The 17,604-nt window shown below is 63.9% G+C and carries 17 protein-coding genes and 1 tRNA gene; 13 read left to right on the top strand and 5 right to left on the bottom strand.

Features of this window, described 5'->3' with window-relative positions:
• The first annotated feature begins 4 nt into the window (after positions 1-4).
• From AC4OR5_RS19615 to AC4OR5_RS19595, 5 genes are all read left to right on the top strand, one after another.
• On the top strand, positions 5-172 hold the full coding sequence (locus AC4OR5_RS19615; RefSeq protein WP_153274559.1) for a hypothetical protein: 168 nt from the start codon (positions 5-7) through the stop codon (positions 170-172).
• A gap of 67 nt (positions 173-239) precedes the next feature.
• Positions 240-674: a lysozyme gene (locus AC4OR5_RS19610; protein ID WP_031629681.1), complete on the top strand. Its 435-nt coding sequence runs from the start codon at positions 240-242 to the stop codon at positions 672-674.
• Positions 671-1,039: a hypothetical protein gene (locus AC4OR5_RS19605; RefSeq protein ID WP_491952836.1), complete on the top strand. Its 369-nt coding sequence runs from the start codon at positions 671-673 to the stop codon at positions 1,037-1,039. The genes AC4OR5_RS19610 and AC4OR5_RS19605 overlap by 4 nt, the downstream gene beginning before the upstream one ends.
• Positions 1,036-1,299 carry a hypothetical protein gene (locus AC4OR5_RS19600; RefSeq protein WP_116271305.1) on the top strand — a complete coding sequence of 88 codons (264 nt, stop codon included), beginning with the start codon at positions 1,036-1,038 and terminating at the stop codon, positions 1,297-1,299. Before AC4OR5_RS19605 ends, AC4OR5_RS19600 begins: the two co-directional genes overlap by 4 nt.
• 35 nt (positions 1,300-1,334) lie before the next feature.
• On the top strand, positions 1,335-1,598 hold the full coding sequence (locus AC4OR5_RS19595) for a hypothetical protein (RefSeq protein WP_012614041.1): 264 nt from the start codon (positions 1,335-1,337) through the stop codon (positions 1,596-1,598).
• Between the two features lie 3 nt (positions 1,599-1,601).
• Here AC4OR5_RS19595 and AC4OR5_RS19590 read toward each other — a convergent pair whose 3' ends face one another.
• The 3 genes from AC4OR5_RS19590 to AC4OR5_RS19580 form a co-directional block, all read right to left on the bottom strand.
• A complete protein-coding gene (locus tag AC4OR5_RS19590; protein WP_016852782.1) occupies positions 1,602-2,114 on the bottom strand; it encodes a hypothetical protein in 513 nt (170 codons plus the stop codon).
• A gap of 505 nt (positions 2,115-2,619) precedes the next feature.
• On the bottom strand, positions 2,620-3,192 hold the full coding sequence (gene qteE, locus AC4OR5_RS19585) for a quorum threshold expression protein QteE (protein ID WP_003090369.1): 573 nt from the start codon (positions 3,190-3,192) through the stop codon (positions 2,620-2,622).
• Between the two features lie 209 nt (positions 3,193-3,401).
• Positions 3,402-4,505, bottom strand: coding sequence for a polyamine ABC transporter substrate-binding protein (locus tag AC4OR5_RS19580; protein ID WP_031639241.1), 1,104 nt, complete (start codon positions 4,503-4,505; stop codon positions 3,402-3,404).
• Between the two features lie 152 nt (positions 4,506-4,657).
• Here AC4OR5_RS19580 and vqsR point away from each other — a divergent pair, with 152 nt between their 5' ends.
• From vqsR to AC4OR5_RS19565, 3 genes are all read left to right on the top strand, one after another.
• Positions 4,658-5,464, top strand: coding sequence for a transcriptional regulator VqsR (gene vqsR, locus AC4OR5_RS19575; protein ID WP_023106460.1), 807 nt, complete (start codon positions 4,658-4,660; stop codon positions 5,462-5,464).
• Positions 5,465-5,583: 119 nt separating this feature from the next.
• Positions 5,584-8,238 (top strand): TonB-dependent receptor, encoded by a 2,655-nt coding sequence (locus tag AC4OR5_RS19570; protein WP_034030657.1) that lies wholly within the window; start codon positions 5,584-5,586, stop codon positions 8,236-8,238.
• A 10-nt stretch (positions 8,239-8,248) separates the two neighbouring features.
• On the top strand, positions 8,249-9,463 hold the full coding sequence (locus tag AC4OR5_RS19565) for an MFS transporter (protein ID WP_058160802.1): 1,215 nt from the start codon (positions 8,249-8,251) through the stop codon (positions 9,461-9,463).
• A gap of 15 nt (positions 9,464-9,478) precedes the next feature.
• On the opposite strand, the gene AC4OR5_RS19560 is transcribed toward AC4OR5_RS19565, so the two are convergent.
• Positions 9,479-10,507, bottom strand: a complete 1,029-nt coding sequence (locus AC4OR5_RS19560) for an AraC family transcriptional regulator (protein ID WP_019485641.1) — start codon at positions 10,505-10,507, stop codon at positions 9,479-9,481.
• Positions 10,508-11,121: 614 nt separating this feature from the next.
• Here AC4OR5_RS19560 and pqsH point away from each other — a divergent pair.
• From pqsH to AC4OR5_RS19535, 5 genes are all read left to right on the top strand, one after another.
• Entirely contained in the window at positions 11,122-12,270 is a 1,149-nt protein-coding gene (gene pqsH / locus AC4OR5_RS19555) for a 2-heptyl-3-hydroxy-4(1H)-quinolone synthase (protein WP_058160800.1), read from the top strand.
• 341 nt (positions 12,271-12,611) lie between these two features.
• Complete coding sequence (gene gacA, locus AC4OR5_RS19550) at positions 12,612-13,256, top strand: response regulator transcription factor GacA (protein WP_003090351.1); 645 nt, start codon at positions 12,612-12,614, stop codon at positions 13,254-13,256.
• Positions 13,257-15,083, top strand: a complete 1,827-nt coding sequence (gene uvrC, locus AC4OR5_RS19545; RefSeq protein WP_031638071.1) for an excinuclease ABC subunit UvrC — start codon at positions 13,257-13,259, stop codon at positions 15,081-15,083.
• Positions 15,084-15,116: 33 nt separating this feature from the next.
• Positions 15,117-15,677, top strand: coding sequence for a CDP-diacylglycerol--glycerol-3-phosphate 3-phosphatidyltransferase (pgsA, locus tag AC4OR5_RS19540; RefSeq protein WP_003090349.1), 561 nt, complete (start codon positions 15,117-15,119; stop codon positions 15,675-15,677).
• Positions 15,678-15,745: 68 nt separating this feature from the next.
• Positions 15,746-15,821, top strand: a tRNA-Gly gene (locus tag AC4OR5_RS19535).
• Between the two features lie 727 nt (positions 15,822-16,548).
• Here AC4OR5_RS19535 and AC4OR5_RS19530 read toward each other — a convergent pair.
• Positions 16,549-17,409, bottom strand: coding sequence for a fimbrial protein (locus tag AC4OR5_RS19530; protein ID WP_224791583.1), 861 nt, complete (start codon positions 17,407-17,409; stop codon positions 16,549-16,551).
• Positions 17,410-17,604: the final 195 nt, after the last annotated feature.

Raw genomic sequence — 17,604 nt, 5'->3', positions numbered from 1 at the left:
ATACGTGAATCGTAGACCAATCTTGCTGAAGGTTAAAGACTGGCTGGAGGTCAAAATGCCAACGAGTCATTTCCTGAATTTTTGCATCGGGGTCAGCCTGCTGATCCTCGCCTGTGGAGCCGCCGCTTGGCTGTCGTCTCCTGTGCTGCTGGCGATCCTGACCGGTAGCTGACCCGAACACCTTTCCGACGAAGATAAGCCCGCCTTGCGCGGGCTTCGTCGTTTTTGGAGACCCGTAAATGCGTACATCCCAACGAGGCATAGACCTCATCAAATCCTTCGAGGGCCTGCGCCTGTCCGCTTACCAGGATTCGGTAGGTGTCTGGACCATTGGCTACGGCACAACGCGGGGCGTCACCCGCTACATGACGATCACCGTCGAGCAGGCCGAGCGGATGCTGTCGAACGACCTTCGGCGCTTCGAGCCGGAGCTAGACAGGCTGGTGAAGGCGCCACTGAACCAGAATCAGTGGGATGCCCTAATGAGCTTCGTCTACAACCTGGGCGCAGCCAATCTTGCGTCGTCCACTCTGCTCAAGCTGCTGAACAAGGGTGACTACCAGGGAGCAGCGGACCAGTTCCCGCGATGGGTGAATGCGGGTGGTAAGCGCTTGGAGGGGTTGGTAAAGCGCCGAGCGGCGGAACGTGTCCTGTTCCTGGAGCCGCTATCGTGATCCCCTGGCGCTGGGTAACCATCGCGCTGGCCTGCCTGGTGCTGGTCGGCCTCGGCACCGCTGGCGGTGTCTGGATCGGCGCGCGGCACTACCGGCCGCAGCTCGATGCTGCGCTGGCGGATCTGGCTGCCTGCCGTTCCGCTCGTGGGAGCCTGGAGGCCGCAGTAGTGGAGCAGGGCGGGCAGATTGCCGCGCTGCGTCAGGCTGGTGAGCAGCGCGCCCGGGATGCCGCGCAGGCTGTGGATCGGGGACGGCAGCAGGCCGCGGAGCAGTATGCCGCGGCACAGCGCCTGTTGCGTGAGCGCTCCGCTGGTGATCAGTGCTTGGCAGCCGAAGTGGTCATCGATCAGGAGTTGGGGCTATGAGGGTGGTGCTGATGCTGGTGATGGTTGCGCTGGCGGGATGCGCCGGCCGGCAGGAATCCGAGCCGCGCACGGTGCGCGTAGAAGTGCCGGTGGCGGTGCCGTGCCGGGTGCCGGCGGTGGAGGTGCCGGCATGGGCAGCGGCTGGGCTGAAGAAGAGCGACGACCTACAGACCAAGGTCCGTGCGCTGCTGGCCGAGCGGCGGCAGCGGATTGGTTACGAGGCGCAGCTCCTGGCTGCGAATCAGGCCTGTCAGGATTAGGAGTAGACTACGGCCTTTTCCTACGAGGGCAGGGCATGCTGGTCATTCGATTCAAGGGCTGGTCGGTGAAACTCGACCACCAGGTGGGCAGCGCTGGGAAACATGGCATCTGGTCGTTCCACGGCTCGGAGAGCAGCTACGTACCGGACATGGAGACGATTCTCCGGCATGCTGCTATTCGGCCTGCGGAGCCGAAAGAAGGCGGGGAGGTCGAGGTATTCATCTGTGATTCGCGTATGCCGCAGGACGAATGGCGGGCGGTAGGGACCGGCGTCGCGGCTTATGAGGCCGAGCGCTGAAAGTCAGGCCCACCGCCAGGGCCGGAAGTCATCAGGGATCTGCTCGGCGAGTTGCAGCGTGCCGCCGGCGTCGAGTTCGATCTCCAGACCGCGCACAACGCCGGCGCGCTCGAGCGCCTGGCCCAGGCGGAGGTATGTTATCCCGTCGAGCGGATCCCGGCTGATGTAGCCCAGGCGCTGTCGTGCGGGTGCGGGCCCGTGGTAGATCCCCTCGCTGTCCACCGTCCCGACAGCACGGCCGCCGTCGAGCACGTCGTAGCAGCAGTCCGCGCAGTAGTGCGTCTCGCGCGTTATGCCGTGCTCGATCGCCCAGGAGTACATGCCGAGCGCGTCGGTGACCATGTCGTGGCGGTCCTGCAGGCCAACGATTCCGCACTGATAGAGTTCGTTTGCCTCGGCCACCAGATACAGGTACTGCTCATCCGCGGCGTACAGCCAGGCGGCATGCTGCCGCATCGCGGCGAGCCATTGGGTGACGCGCTGGTGGTGGCAATGCCTGGGGTCGGAGTAGGACATGGAAATCTCCGGCAGTCGGGTTGGCCGGAAATTATGCTGTATGAATATCCAGTATTCGAGGGCGGCCGACGAGCGGAGAGTTATGCTCGGGCATGCCATGGAGGGGGCTGAAATCATTTCCGCAATTTATTCATTGACCCAGGCAGCAAGCGGCATCCAGAGAATGAGAAATGGCTAAATTGCGGAAACGAAATCCAGCCGAAACCCGCGTAAACATTGAATTCAGCGATAGACTTGAAAACCGTCGAAGGGGAGACTCTTCCGTGAGTTCGAATCTCACCGCCTCCGCCATATCCGCGTACTGAGAAGCCCCGCCGAGCGGGGCTTTTGCGTTTCTGGGGCATTGGCTCAAGACCCTCCGGCCGACGTACTGGGGCTGTTGTGGGGCAATCACGATGTGGCTACCGTTGAGCAGGCCAAGCCCGGGACTGTTGCCCAGCCCGTGGATGCGCCCCCGGGCGGTCTGGCTGCCACGTCAGTTAGGCTTGCCGCTGGCACGTGTCCTTCAGGCCAGCCCATAGCTGATCTGCTCGGCCTTGACGTGGAACGCCTGCTCACGGCTCGGAAGATGCTGGTTGGCATCGGCGTTGCCCTGGCGCAGGCGTTCGGACCTCAGCGTCGGCAGGCGGAACACATCCTGCCGCTCGGTCTGCAACGCATTGCCGCGCATCAGCTCCATCAACGGAACCTGCATGGCCGGGGTGCTCTGGCCGAGGAAGTAGTTGGGCACCTCGTCGCACCACAGCAGCATGTAGTCGCTCACCGCATCGTGCTCGGCGTCGAGCACCACGTACTCGACGCGGTGGCGCAGGACCACTTCGGCGTCGATGCTCCAGCGGGTGTCCACGGTGAACAGCGGAACGTGCTTTTCCACGTCCACCAGCAGGCCATTCACCGCCTTGCAGCCGGACTTGCGGCAGGCCACGTGGTAGCGCTTGTCGGGGAGGGGGTGACGCGCCACCACGTCGCGCCCGCCAAGCAGGTGCAGGTCGAACTCCTTGATGCGGATGTCGATCAGCTCGCACGGCAGGTCGAACCCCGCAGGCGTCAGCAGCCTGGGGCAGAAATGGATAAGCATGGTTTTCTCCATCAGGCATGCCCGGGGCTTTCCCGCCCAGGGGGAGAGGTATCTCTATCGATCGGTCGCGGGTCAGACGGCAAGCCGCGTCCTGACGGACGAGGCAGAGCCTCGCCCGGTGAAGGGCGCGAACGCCGGTCCTGGCGGACCTCGCTGGATTTTTCTGGTTCCGGGCGCTCCCGTGCTTCCAGGGGCGTCTCGGACGGGTGTCAGCTCCCGGTCTTGACTCGGCTCCAGACCCGGGTACGGATTCTCTCGACCTTCAGTGGCAGGGTTTCCAGCGGGAAGAGGGTCGCCATGGTTTCCTTGCTCAGGTAAACCGCCGGGTTTTCCCGCAGCTTCCGCTCCACCAGCGGCAGCGCCGCCTGGTTGCCATTCGGATAGCCCACGTAGTTGGAGGTCCTGGCGATGACCTCCGGACGCAGCAGGTAGTCGATCAGCGCATAACCTTGCTGCGGATGCGGTGCATCCTTGAGCAGCACCATGTTCTCGGCCCAGACCAGCGAGCCTTCCCGGGGAATGCTGTAGGCGATATGGCGACCGTTCCCGGCCTGTTCGTTGTTGACCTGGGCCATGTAGGCCGTGCCCTGCCAGCCGACCACCACGCAGACGTTGCCGTTGGAGAGGTCGGTGTCGACTCTGGAGGAGTCGAAATAGCGAATGTAGGGGCGAACCTTCAGCAACAGTTCCTGGGCTTTCTGGTAGTCCTCGGGATTCTGGCTGTTGTGCGGCAGGCCCAGGTAGTTGAGGGCGATGGACACCAGCTCGGTGGAGGAGTCCAGCGTGGCCACGCCGCACTGGCTGAGGCGGGAGATATTCTCCTCCTTGAAGATCAGGTCCCAGGAGTCGACCGGCGCGTCGGGGCCGAGCAGTTTGCGGACCTTGTCCACGTCGTAGGCGATCCCGGTGGTTCCCCAGAGATAAGGTACGGCATAGCGGTTGCCGGGATCGTTGGCCTGAAGCTTCCCGAGGATGTCCGCGTCGAGGTTTTTCCAGTGGGGGAGCCGGTCGCGGTCGAGTTCCTGGAGGACGCCTGCCTTGATCAGTCCGGGCAGGATGTTGGAGGTGATCACCACCACGTCGTAGCCGGAGCGGCCGACCATCAGTTTGCCCTGCGCGGTCTCGGCGCTGTCGAAGGTGTCGAGGACGACACGGGTGCCGGTTTCCTTCTGGAAAGCCTTGGGCGTTTCCGGGGCGATGAAGTCATACCAGTTGTAAAGATGGACGCTGGTTTGCGCAGCCCACGCACTGTCCGCTGCTGTCGCACCGATCGTCGTCAGGATCGATAACGCCAGTGCACAAACTTTTTTCATTGGATTTCCTTTCCGAAACGAAACAAGTTGGATTTTGCACCTACCAGAACTGGTAGTTCTGACCTGTGGCTATCCTCGAAGGCATCGATATTATGCACATTGGAACTCTTCATGACATAACGCCGAGTGACTAATCCCAGAGGAGTAGTTGTGTGGATATCGCATTGCACGGCGGCGCCTGGCACGAGTCACTGGGAAAGTTGCTCGAAGCGCTGGACCGGCCGTTCTTCTGGCGGTTCCTGGCGCAGACCCTCGGCCAGTTCGCCCCCGTCGACAACTGGGCGGCCCTGATATTCAGCGACTCCAGCCCCTTGATTCTTTCCTTCATGGAGGAGGAGATAGAAGAAATCGAGCCGGACCCGCTGATCAGTCGATATATAACCGGACTCTATCTGCAAGATCCTTTCTACCAGGTATCCAGAAACTGTCGGCGCGGCGGGCTTTTTCATCTTGCGGATATCGTCTCCGAAGATTTCGAAACGACCGAATATTACAATACGTACTTTGCGCATTATGTGGTGACGGACGAAGTTCAATATAACGTCCCGCTGGATGGTGAAAGAACCCTGTGCCTGTCGTTGGGCAGCGAGAGCCGCTTCGGCGCCGAGCAGATCGCGCTGTTCGAGCTGCTTCGCCCGTGGGTCATCGCGCTGATGAAAAAACGCATCCACTTCGAGGATGCGGTCAGGGAGGAGGCGAAACCGATCGCAGCGGCGGAGGTGGAAGTCCAGCCCTGGAGAGGGTTGATATCGCCGCTGACCGCGCGGGAGTCGGATGTCATCCGCCTGATGCTGGATGGATACTCGAACAAGGAAATAGCGGATCGGCTGACGCTGTCGATCGCCACCATCAAGGTGCATCGCCGGCACATCTACGCGAAGCTGAACGTGAAGTCCCACTCCGAGATATTCGCGCTATTGATCAACCCGCCCGCGCCGCGGCTCGCCGACGCACGCTAGTGCGCCGCCTGCGGAGGAACCCGGGCGCATAAGGTTATGCGAAATTCATATTGCCCGACGCTGAAAAAGCCGGCGTCGGATTGCACTCATGGGCGAATTCCATCCAGGACGATTCGACCATGCCCGATGTACGTCTTTCCTCTCGTTCGTTGACCCCCGTGCTCTGTGCGGTGGGGCTCGCCTGCGCGCTGCAGGGCGAGGTGCAGGCCGCCGACGGTGGGCCGCGCGACGCGGCCACGGCGCCCCGGGTATTCGACATAGCGCCCGGCGAACTGGCCGAGGTGTTGTTGAACATCGTGCGCCAGGGACACGTGCCGATCGCCTTCGACCAGCGCCTGGTGGCGGGGTTGCGCGGACCGGATATCCGCGGCCGGCTCAGTGTCGAGGATGCCTTGCGGCGTGCCCTGGCCGGCAGCGGGCTGGCATACGCGCAGGACGAAAGCGGTGCCTTCGTCCTGCGCCGCGGACAGGCGCCTGTGCAGGAGACGCGAGGTGCGGCGGTGGCACCGACCTTGTCCACCGTGGTGGTCACCGGCACGCGCAAGAGCGATGTGAGGGCGCAGGACAGCCTGAGCCCGATCGACGTGGTCAGCGCTACCCAGCTACGTAGCAGCGGCGCGGTCGACCTGCGCGATGCACTGGTCAAACTGCTGCCCTCGCTGACCCGCCAGGCCCAGCCGTTCAACGCCTCGGCGTTGACCCACACGCAGTCGCTGCGCGGGCTGAGCCCCAACCATGTGCTGGTGCTGGTGAACGGCAAGCGTCGCCACGAAACGGCCAATCTCAATATCAGCGGGGGGCTGGAGAAGGGCTCCACCGGCGTCGATCTGGACACCATCCCGATCAACGCCATCGAGCGGGTCGAGGTGCTGCGCGACGGCGCCTCGGCGCAGTACGGTTCGGACGCCATCGCCGGGGTGATCAACGTCATCCTCAAGTCCGCCGACAGCGGCGGGTCGGCGGCCGCTGACGTCGGGCAGACCGGCGACGGCGACGGCTTCACCCATGGCGGCGGGGGGAACATCGGACTGGCCTTCGGCGATAGCGGCTTCGTCAACCTCACCGCCGAATATCGCGAGCAGGAGCGCACGATGCGCAGCGGCATCGATGAGCGCACCGGTCGGCGCGACAACATTTCCATGGGCGATCCCGCGTTCCACCGGCAATCGCTGGCGCTCAACTCGGGTTTCGGGTTGGGCGACGATATCGAGGTGTACGGCTTCGGCACCTATACCCGGCGCAAGGCCTCCTCGGCGGCCAACTATCGCCTGGCCTCGGTGGCGCCGACGCTGTATCCGCACGGCTTCACGCCGCGCCCGAACAGCGACGAGGACGACTATGCGTTCCTCGCCGGGGTGCGCGGCGAGCGTCTGCTGGATGCCTGGCACTGGGACCTGAGCAGTGGCTACGGCGCCGACCGTCCCGATATCGGCATGACCCAGTCGGTGAACGCGGCGATCTACCGTGAAACCGGCAACAGCCCGAGAAGCTTCGACCTGGCGCGCTACCGCAACAGCCAATGGACCAGCAACCTGGACCTGGGGCGGGAATTCGAATTGGATTTCCTCGCTGCTCCGCTGGCGTTGTCGCTGGGTGCGGAATACCGGCGGGAAAGCTACCGCATCGACGCCGGCGACCCGGCGTCCTACTACAGCGGCGGAGCGGAATCCCTGGCTGGCCTCTCGCCGCTCAGCGAGGGGCAATGGTCGCGGCACGCCTGGGCGTCCTACCTGGACCTGGGCACCTCCCTGACCCCAACCTGGGAGGTCGACGTGGCGGTGCGCCACGAGAAATTCAGCGACTTCGGCAGCACCACCAACGGCAAGTTCGCCACCCGTTACCAGTTCGATCCGCGGGTGGCGCTGCGCGCCAGCGTAAGCAGCGGGTTCCGCGCGCCGTCCCTGGTCCAGGAGCACTACACCGGCCTCAGCGTCGGCCCGACCATCGCCCTCGGCCTGCTGGCGGCCAACTCGCCGGCAGCGAAGATGCTCGGCGCCGACGAACTGCAACCGGAGAAGTCGACCAGCTTCAACCTTGGCCTGGTACTCAACCCTTGGGAAAACGTCGGGCTGAACATCGACGCCTACCAGATCAGCATCCGCGACCGCATCGTCGACAGCGCCACCTATTCCGGCCAGGAAGCCATCGATGCCCTGGCCGCGGCGGGGATCTCGTTGCCGGCCAGCGCCAGTGCGGTCAGTACCCATTACCTGGCCAACGGTGCCGACACCCGTACCCGCGGTGTCGACATTACCGGTCACTACCTCGTCGCGCTTGGCGAGTACGGGCAGGTCGACTGGGAACTGTCGGCCAACTTCAACCGCACCACCTTGCGCAAGAACCATCGAGGCGCCAACGGCGAGCCGCTACTCAATGCGCAGCAGGTCGCCTGGATCACCAGCTCCACCCCGCGCAGCCAGGTTTCCCTCGGCGGCACCTGGAGCCGCCAGGACTGGGAGGTCAGCCTGCGCCTGACGCGCTACGGCCGGACCAGCTCGGAACTCGACTACACGGTAGGGCCGGACGCCTGGTCGACGGAGAAATTCAACCATTTCGTCAACGACCCGAAGTACATCACCGACATCGCCGCGCGCTACCGGCTCAGCGCTGACCTGACGCTGACCGCCGGCGCCGACAACCTGTTCGACGTCCGTCCGGACAAGCTGCCCGCGCAGAACACCACCTATGGCGACGTGCTGCGCTACGACACCTATGCCTCGCAGATCGGCTTCAACGGCGCCTTCTACTACCTGCGCGCGGCCTACCGCTTCTAGAGGGCCAGGCGTGGCGCAACGAGAATTTTCCGCGACCAGCGGCGGCGTGCTGCTGGCGTCGGTGGTGGCGATCATGCTCGGGCCCACCGGCATCCTGCTGAACACCTTCGGTCTGTTCATCGCACCGATGAGCGCCGAGTACGTCTGGGACCGCGCCGAGGTGTCGTTGCTGGTGACGCTGTTCGGACTGGCGGTCGCCATCACCAGCCCGCTCAAGGGCTGGTTGATCGACCGTTGGGGCGCGCGGCGGGTAATGCTCGGGCTGACCGCGGCCCTGTCGCTGCCGCTGCTCGGCCTGGCGGCGGTGAATGCCGTCTGGCAACTCTACGCGCTGTTCCTGCTGATCGGCCTGCTGGCGCCAGGCAACCTGCCTTACGGACGTATCCTCGGACTCTGGTTCCGCCAACGCCTGGGCGTGGCCTACGGCCTGCTCGGCCTGGGCTTCGGGGTGGGCGGGCCGCTGGGCCTGCTGGTCGGCCACCAGAGCCTCGAAGCGTGGGGCTGGCGCGGCGCTTTCCTGGTCTACGGCGTGCTCGAACTGGGCCTGGCGCTGCCGCTGCTGGCCTGGCTGTTCCGCGAGCCAGCGCCGGGCGCTGGCGTGGCCGCCGGCACGGCCGTACCGGAAACCGCGCTGAGCGGATCGACGGCGCCCCAGGCCTGGCGCAGCGCCAGTTTCTGGCTGGTGCTGGGCAACCAGGTGCTGGCGGTGTTCGTGATGTCCGGGATCATGACCCATGGTGTGCCGATGCTGGTGGAGCGCGGTTTGTCCCGGGGCGAGGCGGGCACCGCGCTGTCGGCGTTGTGGGTCGGCATGATGCTGTCGCAGCCGCTGATGGGCTGGCTTCTCGACCGCGTGGCGACGCCGCGGGTGGCGTTGCCCTTCGCCCTGGCGGCGGTGCTCGGCATGGCCTGGTTCCTGGTGGGCGACACACCGAGCGGTCTATGGCTGGCGGTGTTCCTGGTCGGCCTGGGCGGAGGAGGGGAAAGCGGCACCACCAAGTACCTGCTGATGCGCTACTTCGGCCTGCGCAGCTTCGGTGTGATCTACGGTTCGATCCAGCCGTTCACCTTCGCCCTGTCGATCAGTCTCGGTGCTTACCTGCTGGGCTGGCTGTACGACCGCGCCGAAGGCTACGGGACGGCCGAATGGGTGCTGCTCGCGGCTTTTTCCCTGGCTGCGTGCAGCCTGTTCGCCTTTCGCCCCTATCCGCAGAAATTGCCCTGAGGGGAATCATGCCGGCTAGCGTTCGCCCTGGCGCCGCGCGGTCTTGCCGGCGAGGCGGGTCTGGCGATAGTCGTTGGCGCACTGTCCCGTCCAGCGGCGGAAGGCGTGGCGAAAACTGGAGGTATCCATGTAGCCCAGCCTCTCGGCGACTTCCTCGATGCGCAGTCGCTCGTCCCGCAGCAGTTGGCGCGCCCTGTCGTGGCGGACCAGGTCGAGCACTTCCCGGTAGTTGGTGCCCTCGTCGGCGAGCCGTCGGCGCAGCGTCCGCTCGGTGACCTTCAACTGCCGGGCGACCCAGGCGATGCTCGGGTAGCGGTCCTGTAGCACCTCCAGCAGTGCCACGATGCGTTGGCGGTAGCCGCCCATCTCGCGGGTGACGCGGGTGTTGAAAGCCTTGCTGCCGAGCGCCAGCGAGGCCTGGAACACGGCGGAGTTGGCAGTGGCGATCTCGGCCTCGAGCAATTCCTCGGGGAGGGTGAAGGTGATGCCTTCGCCGGCGAAATACACCGGCACCCGGAAATACTCCTCGTATGCCCGCACGTCGCCGTTCCTTTCCGGGAGGCGCAGGCGGACCAGTTCCAGATCGCCCAGCAGCAGGTCGCGGAACACCGCGTAGGCGGCCGACGCCAGGACGTTGGCGTGGTACAACCGGGCCGACTGCGGCCAGTCCGGCTTGTCCTGCAGGTCGATATCCACATCCACGGTGTCGCAACTGGAACGTCTCACCGCGATCCCGCGGATGTCCTTGCGGAACAGCAGCATGTTGGTCTTGATCAGTTGCAAGGCTTCGCCCACGGTGCCGGCACTCTGCAGCGCCAGCCCGGCGACGCCATAGTCGGAAAGGCGGTAGTGCTCCCCCAGGCTCAGGCCTTCCAGGGGGGAGCGCCCGTTCAGCACGATCCACTCGTAGAGCGCTTCGCTGGGCAGGCGCGGCTCGGCAGCCGAACCCTGGCGCATGTCCGGAGGCGTGATGCGTTGCACGGCGAGGTAGTTGTTGAGTGGTCGCCACTCGAAATCGTACTGGATGTTTTCGGACGGGCTCATCGGTTACCTCTTGCACGCGATGCTATCGCCCTGAAGGCGTCAGGGCTTCGTTATTCCATGCGGATGTCGTTTCGGTTGATTTTCGTACGCTGGGCTTCCGGCAATCACTACCTTGCGTAAGGGGTTGACAGGAGCGGGGTCTGCGTATAGTCGCGCCTCCGCGACGCCGTGCCGATCGGTCGTGCATGCTCGCCGTGGCCCGGCCGAACGCTGCCGTCCCGGCCACTCTCGCCGGGGTGGCTGCGCCTGGATGATCGTCTTGGGCGATGGTGGCACGGGCCGATCGCCGTGAGCTTCAGGCGCCATCGCCGCTTGCCGGCGCTCGGGAGGCTGCTGGCCAAGGAAAACCGTAGCGCCGCGTCGGGCGGCGGCTAGCGGGGATTTCCGGCCACGCGTGCCGTGCCCGGGCCACGCTTGCCTTCCTGGCGCGCCGGACTCCCGATGGCCTGGAGGGCAGGAAAAGCGAGCGGCGAGGTGTCGGCGAGCAGGGTCAACTCGATCTTCTGATAGGGTCGGTGGGCTGTCCGGGGCGGCTAGGATGGACATTTTCATCGTCTCGGGCAGGCCTGTCGCGACCGCGCGAAGTCGCGACGGACGCCGCTAAGGAGCAACGGATGACCGTTCTTATCCAGGGGGCCGGGATCGCCGGCCTGGCGCTGGCGCGCGAATTCACCAAGGCTGGCATCGACTGGCTGCTGGTCGAGCGAGCCAGCGAGATCAGGCCCATCGGTACCGGCATCACCCTGGCGAGCAATGCGTTGACGGCGTTGTCCAGCACCCTGGATCTCGACCGGCTGTTCCGCCGTGGCATGCCGTTGGCCGGCATCAACGTATACGCCCACGACGGTTCGATGCTGATGTCGATGCCTTCCAGCCTGGGTGGGAATTCCCGCGGCGGCCTGGCGTTGCAGCGCCACGAGCTGCATGCGGCGCTGCTGGAGGGGCTGGATGAGTCGTGCATTCGGGTCGGGGTCTCCATCGTGCAGATCCTCGACGGACTCGACCACGAACGCGTGACCCTGAGCGACGGCACTGTCCACGACTGTTCGCTGGTGGTCGGTGCGGATGGCATTCGTTCCAGCGTGCGACGTTATGTCTGGCCGGAGGCGACCTTGCGTCATTCCGGCGAAACCTGCTGGCGCCTGGTCGTTCCCCATCGGCTGGAGGACGCCGAGCAGGCGGGAGAGGTCTGGGGGCACGGCAAGCGCCTCGGTTTCATCCAGATCAGCCCGCGCGAGATGTATGTCTACGCGACCCTGAAGGTGCGCCGGGAGGAGCCCGAGGACGAGGAGGGCTTCGTCACCCCGCAACGGCTGGCCGCCCACTACGCGGACTTCGACGGCATCGGCGCGAGCATCGCCCGGCTCATACCGAGCGCCACCACGCTGGTGCACAACGACCTCGAGGAGTTGGCCGGAGCCTCCTGGTGCCGCGGACGGGTAGTGCTGATCGGTGACGCCGCACACGCCATGACGCCGAACCTGGGGCAGGGCGCGGCCATGGCCCTGGAGGACGCCTTCCTGCTGGCGCGCCTGTGGTGCCTGGCGCCGCGCGCCGAGACGCTGATCCTGTTCCAGCAGCAACGCGAGGCGCGGATCGAGTTCATCAGGAAGCAATCCTGGATCGTCGGCCGCCTTGGTCAGTGGGAATCGCCCTGGAGCGTCTGGCTGAGGAATACCCTCGTTCGCCTGGTGCCGAATGCCAGTCGCAGGCGCCTGCACCAGCGTCTTTTCACCGGTGTCGGTGAGATGGCCGCACAGTAGCCGCCGATGCCAGTGGCGTCTTGGGCGCCTGTTTTCGACTTCGGCGATGGTCGCTATGGAGAAGTTCCGGGCGGTGAGGGCGCTTGTGCTTTGCCAAGCCCCGCTTCGCTGGGCTCTCCACGGGTTCGCCGGTTCTTGCTGCGATCCGGCCTGCCGCTCGCCGGGGGCTGGCGGTATACTTCGCAGCGCCCGTTCGATGCCGTCGAATGATGTTTCCATGACGCTTGATTTATGACGCCTTTGCGCCAAGCTAGGTCATGGGATGGCTTTCTGTTAAGGTTGCCGAAATCCCCAGGGGGCCCGTGTGGGCGGTTGTCTGCTAATGCGCGACGAGGTGCAGCGTGATTAAGGTGCTGGTGGTCGACGACCACGATCTGGTACGCACCGGTATTACCCGCATGCTGGCCGACATCGAAGGCTTGCAAGTGGTCGGCCAGGCCGACTGCGGTGAAGACTGTCTGAAACTGGCCCGCGAGCTGAAGCCGGATGTCGTCCTGATGGACGTGAAGATGCCCGGTATCGGCGGCTTGGAGGCGACCCGCAAGCTGCTGCGCAGCCAGCCCGACATCAAGGTCGTGGTAGTCACCGTCTGCGAAGAGGACCCGTTCCCCACCCGCCTCATGCAGGCCGGCGCCGCCGGCTACATGACCAAGGGCGCGGGGCTGGAGGAAATGGTCCAGGCGATTCGCCAGGTCTTCGCCGGCCAGCGCTACATCAGCCCGCAGATCGCCCAGCAACTGGCGCTGAAGTCCTTCCAGCCGCAGCAGCACGATTCCCCCTTCGATTCGCTGTCCGAGCGCGAGATCCAGATCGCCCTGATGATCGCCAACTGCCACAAGGTGCAGAGCATCTCCGACAAGCTGTGCCTGTCGCCGAAGACCGTGAATACCTATCGCTACCGCATCTTCGAGAAGCTCTCGATCACCAGCGACGTGGAACTGGCGCTGCTCGCCGTCCGCCACGGCATGGTCGATGCCGCCAGCTAGATGAGCGCTGTTTTCGACGCGAGCGCTTTCCTCGCTACCTGCAGCAATCGGCCAGGCGTCTACCGCATGTTCGATGCGGAGGCCAAGCTTCTCTACGTGGGCAAGGCGAAGAGCCTGAAGAAGCGCCTGGCCAGCTATTTCCGCAAGTCCGGCCTGGCGCCGAAGACCGCCGCGCTGGTGGCGCGGATCGCCCAGGTGGAAACCACCATCACCGCCAACGAAACCGAGGCGTTGCTGCTGGAGCAGACGCTGATCAAGGAGTGGCGGCCGCCCTACAACATCCTGCTGCGGGACGACAAGTCCTATCCCTTCGTGTTCCTCTCCAGCGAGGACGAGTATCCGCGGCTGTCCCTGCACCGCGGCGCGAAGAAGCGCAAGGGGCGTTACTTCGGTCCGTATCCGAGCGCGGGAGCGATCCGCGAGAGCCTCAACCTGCTGCAGAAGGCGTTTCTCGTCCGCCAGTGCGAGGACAGCTATTTCCGCAACCGTACGCGGCCCTGCCTGCAGTACCAGATCAAGCGCTGCAAGGGGCCCTGCGTGGGGCTGGTCAGCCCTGAAGAGTATGCCGAGGACGTGCGCCACTCGGTGATGTTCCTCGAAGGAAAGAGCAACGCGCTGGCCGACGAGCTGAACGTCGGCATGGAGCAGGCGGCGATGCGCCTGGACTTCGAGAAGGCGGCGGAGTTGCGCGACCAGGTGGCGATCCTGCGGCGGGTCCAGGACCAGCAGAGCATGGAAGGTGGCAACGGCGACGTCGACATCGTCGCCGCTATCGTCACCCCTGGCGGCGCTTGCGTACACCTGATCAGCGTACGCGGCGGGCGGGTGCTGGGCAGCAAGAACTTCTTCCCGCAGGTCGCGATCGAGGAGGAGGTGGGCGAAGTGCTGCTGGCGTTCCTTGGTCAGTACTATCTCAGCCACCAGGAGCGCGACCTGCCGGCGGAGTTGATCGTCAACGTGACGCACGAGGATTTCCCGGTGCTGGTTTCGGCGATCGCCGAAGCGCGAGGCCGCGAACTGGAGATCAGCTACCGGGTACGTGGTACCCGCGCCCGCTGGCAGCAACTGGCGGTGACCAACGCCGAACAGGCCCTGGGCGCACGCCTGGCCAACCGCCAGCATGTGGCGGCACGCTTCGAAGCCCTTGCCGAGGCGCTCGACCTGGCGGAGCCGCCGCAACGCCTGGAGTGCTTCGATATCAGTCACTCCAGCGGCGAGGCCACCGTGGCTTCCTGCGTGGTGTTCGGCCCGGAAGGGCCGCTGAAGTCGGACTATCGCCGCTACAACATCGAAGGCGTCACCGCTGGCGACGACTACGCGGCGATGCACCAGGCGCTGACCCGCCGCTTCAGTCGCCTGAAGGACGGCGAGGGGAAGATGCCCGACATTCTCCTGGTGGATGGCGGCAAGGGGCAATTGGCCATGGCCCAGGAGGTGCTCCAGGAACTGGCGGTCGCCGGTCTGATCCTGCTCGGCGTGGCCAAGGGCGTGACCCGCAAGCCGGGGCTGGAAACCCTCTACCTGAACGATGCCTCCCACGAGTTCACCCTGCCGGCCGATTCGCCGGCGCTGCACCTGATCCAGCAGATACGTGACGAAGCGCACCGTTTCGCCATCACCGGCCACCGTGCGCGGCGCGGCAAGGCACGGCGGACGTCGACGCTGGAGGACGTCCCTGGCGTCGGCCCGAAACGTCGGCGCGATCTGCTCAAGCATTTCGGCGGGTTGCAGGAATTGTCGCGGGCGAGTATCGATGAACTGGCCAAAGCCCCCGGTATCAGTAAAAAGCTTGCCGAGCAGATTTATGCCGTCCTGCACAGCGAGTAGAATGCCGGCTCACCTCGCAGCCTAGATGGTCCGATGAATATCCCCAATCTGCTCACGTTACTGCGCGTCCTGCTCATTCCGATCTTCATTCTGCTGTTCTATCTGCCGACGTCCTGGAGCTACCTGACCGCCAGTGCCGTGTTCGCCCTGGCCGCCGCCACCGACTGGCTGGACGGCTACCTCGCCCGGCGCCTCGGCCAGAGCACGCCGTTCGGCGCCTTCCTCGACCCGGTCGCGGACAAGCTGATGGTGGCGGTTGCGCTGGTCTTGCTGGTGGAAGAGCACGCCAACCTGTGGCTGACCCTGCCGGCGGTGATCATCATCGGCCGCGAGATCGTGGTTTCCGCCTTGCGTGAGTGGATGGCCGAACTGGGGGCGAGGGCTCAGGTGGCGGTGTCCAACCTGGGCAAGTGGAAGACCGCGGCGCAGATGCTGGCGCTGGTCATTCTCCTGGCGAATCCGCCGCTGATGACCTTCTGGGTGATTCTCGGCTACGTGCTGCTGATCATCTCCGCGGCGCTGACCCTGTGGTCCATGGTGCACTACCTGCTGGCCGCGTGGCCGCATCTGTCGACCACCCCGAAAGAGAAATAAACTTTTTTGAATCAAGGAGTTGACACGGCGCCGCGATGCTATAGAATGGCGCCCGTCACCAAGACGATGCGGGAATAGCTCAGTTGGTAGAGCACGACCTTGCCAAGGTCGGGGTCGCGAGTTCGAGTCTCGTTTCCCGCTCCAGATATAGATCTACAGGCTCACCTGTAGATCATTGAAAAAAAGGGCCTCAGGGCCCTTTTTTCGTTTCGGCGGGTTCCATCAGCCAGCATCTTCTAGTCCATTCTTTAGTGCATCAGTGCTGGGCGGCGGCTACAGATCGTCTATCCCTTGATCCGCGCAATAGAGCATTGAGCATGGTGCGCTGCCATTCGGCAGTCGAAGGCCAACGGCAAGGTCCATATAGCCTTGGTCATCGATGGTCTTTGCCTGGCTGTTTCGCCCGAGGATGGCAAGAGCCGGCATTTCCCCTATCGCTGGAAGGACAAGCAAAAGGCGCTTGGTCGGGCAGCTATCCTGAAGTCGCTCTCAAAGAGGCTCGCTGCCGATGCGTCGTGTCCGCGAATTGATCGCATGCGCTCGGCTCTTGCGAGCAACGAACATAGGAGTGCCGGGAAGCCCGGTGTGTGGAAGGGGCGCCTTCTCGAAGATACATCTACCGAGTCATCGGAATGCCCTGTCGCATCGACGACCCGGCATTGGGTCGGTTCCCGCGATTTGACCCGTTCATGCGGTCGATGAGTTACGCGCAGAGCGAGCCCCCTTATCTCTAAGTATTCAACTTAGGCGGAGCCGACGGGGAGGCTCTCATTCCGGAAGCTGGTGGGCATCGGCGTCGCCTCATCGATGCGTTGGTTGTACCGCAGTGTGGGCCGGGTTCGGTTCGCTTCGGCCGACCGGTTCTGCTGGGTTAGTTGTACTCCAGGATGTAGGTCAAAATGGAGTCAGCTTTACCCGCGGTGATTTTTCCGCCAGTGGCGACATAGCGAGCCGATCCCACAAAGCGGTACATCTCCGTCCCAGCACCGCTGGCCAGCCAGTCCAGGGGCAGGGCCTTGGCTTGGGTGAATGGCAATGCCGCTCCTTTACTGGACATCAACGAAATGCCGACTCCTTGGGCTACACCGGCTTCTCCTCTGCCTGTGAGGTTCAACAGGCCATCCTGGATCGAGTTTCCTTCAAAGTAGACCTTCACAGGAGGTTTGATGCTCGGATTGAGCCCTTCGCATACAACATCCAGTGAAAAGCCATGATCTGGCGCAGCCCCTCTTTTGATGTCATAGGCCGTTGGGCGCCCCGTGTTGACATCAATGGTCGACTTGTGTGTGCTGCACGTGGTGAAGAAGGCGTTATGTTTAAGCGTTGCGCGAAGGTTATATCCCTCTATGGTGAATTCAGCCCTGGATGGATTTGTGTAGTTGGTATCGATGAAAAAATTGGTTGAGTAGTTAAAAGGGGTGATGTCTCCCTTTCCTACTCCCATTGCGGTTCGGATGAAATCAACTACGAGAACAGTGGGCATATAGCGAATGGTGCCGATGTTGCCCGTGGGGTAGGTGGCGGGAGCTGCTGTCGGTTCGGTCCAGTTGTAGCGTGCTCGGTGTCCAATTCTGATACCGACCCCTGGCACTCCAGACTCATAGAGGCCATTTCCATCTATTGGAATGAGCGTCGTTTTGGGAGCTGTAAAACCGAATTGTCCGGGCTTTCCGTCACTTCCGCACCACGCCCAGCCACCTAGAGTTTCTCCTGAGCCGACTTGCACGGTCATTGTTCCCATCGATTTACCGATCGGTGCGTGCTTCAAGGTGAAAACGGATTGGAGGCTCTGTATCGGCAGGGGGGTCTTGGTAGGTAGTTCAGGCTTGCCGCAATAGGCCACCGAGGAGAGCGACCAAAGGCATCCAGCGGTCGATATACCAATGCAGAAGAGTAGCTTGACGTGTGCGGGAGCTGGCTTTTTCAC

It is taken from the genome of Pseudomonas sp. YA1, assembly GCF_058680555.1.
This window is presented reverse-complemented; position numbering and strand designations above follow the sequence as displayed.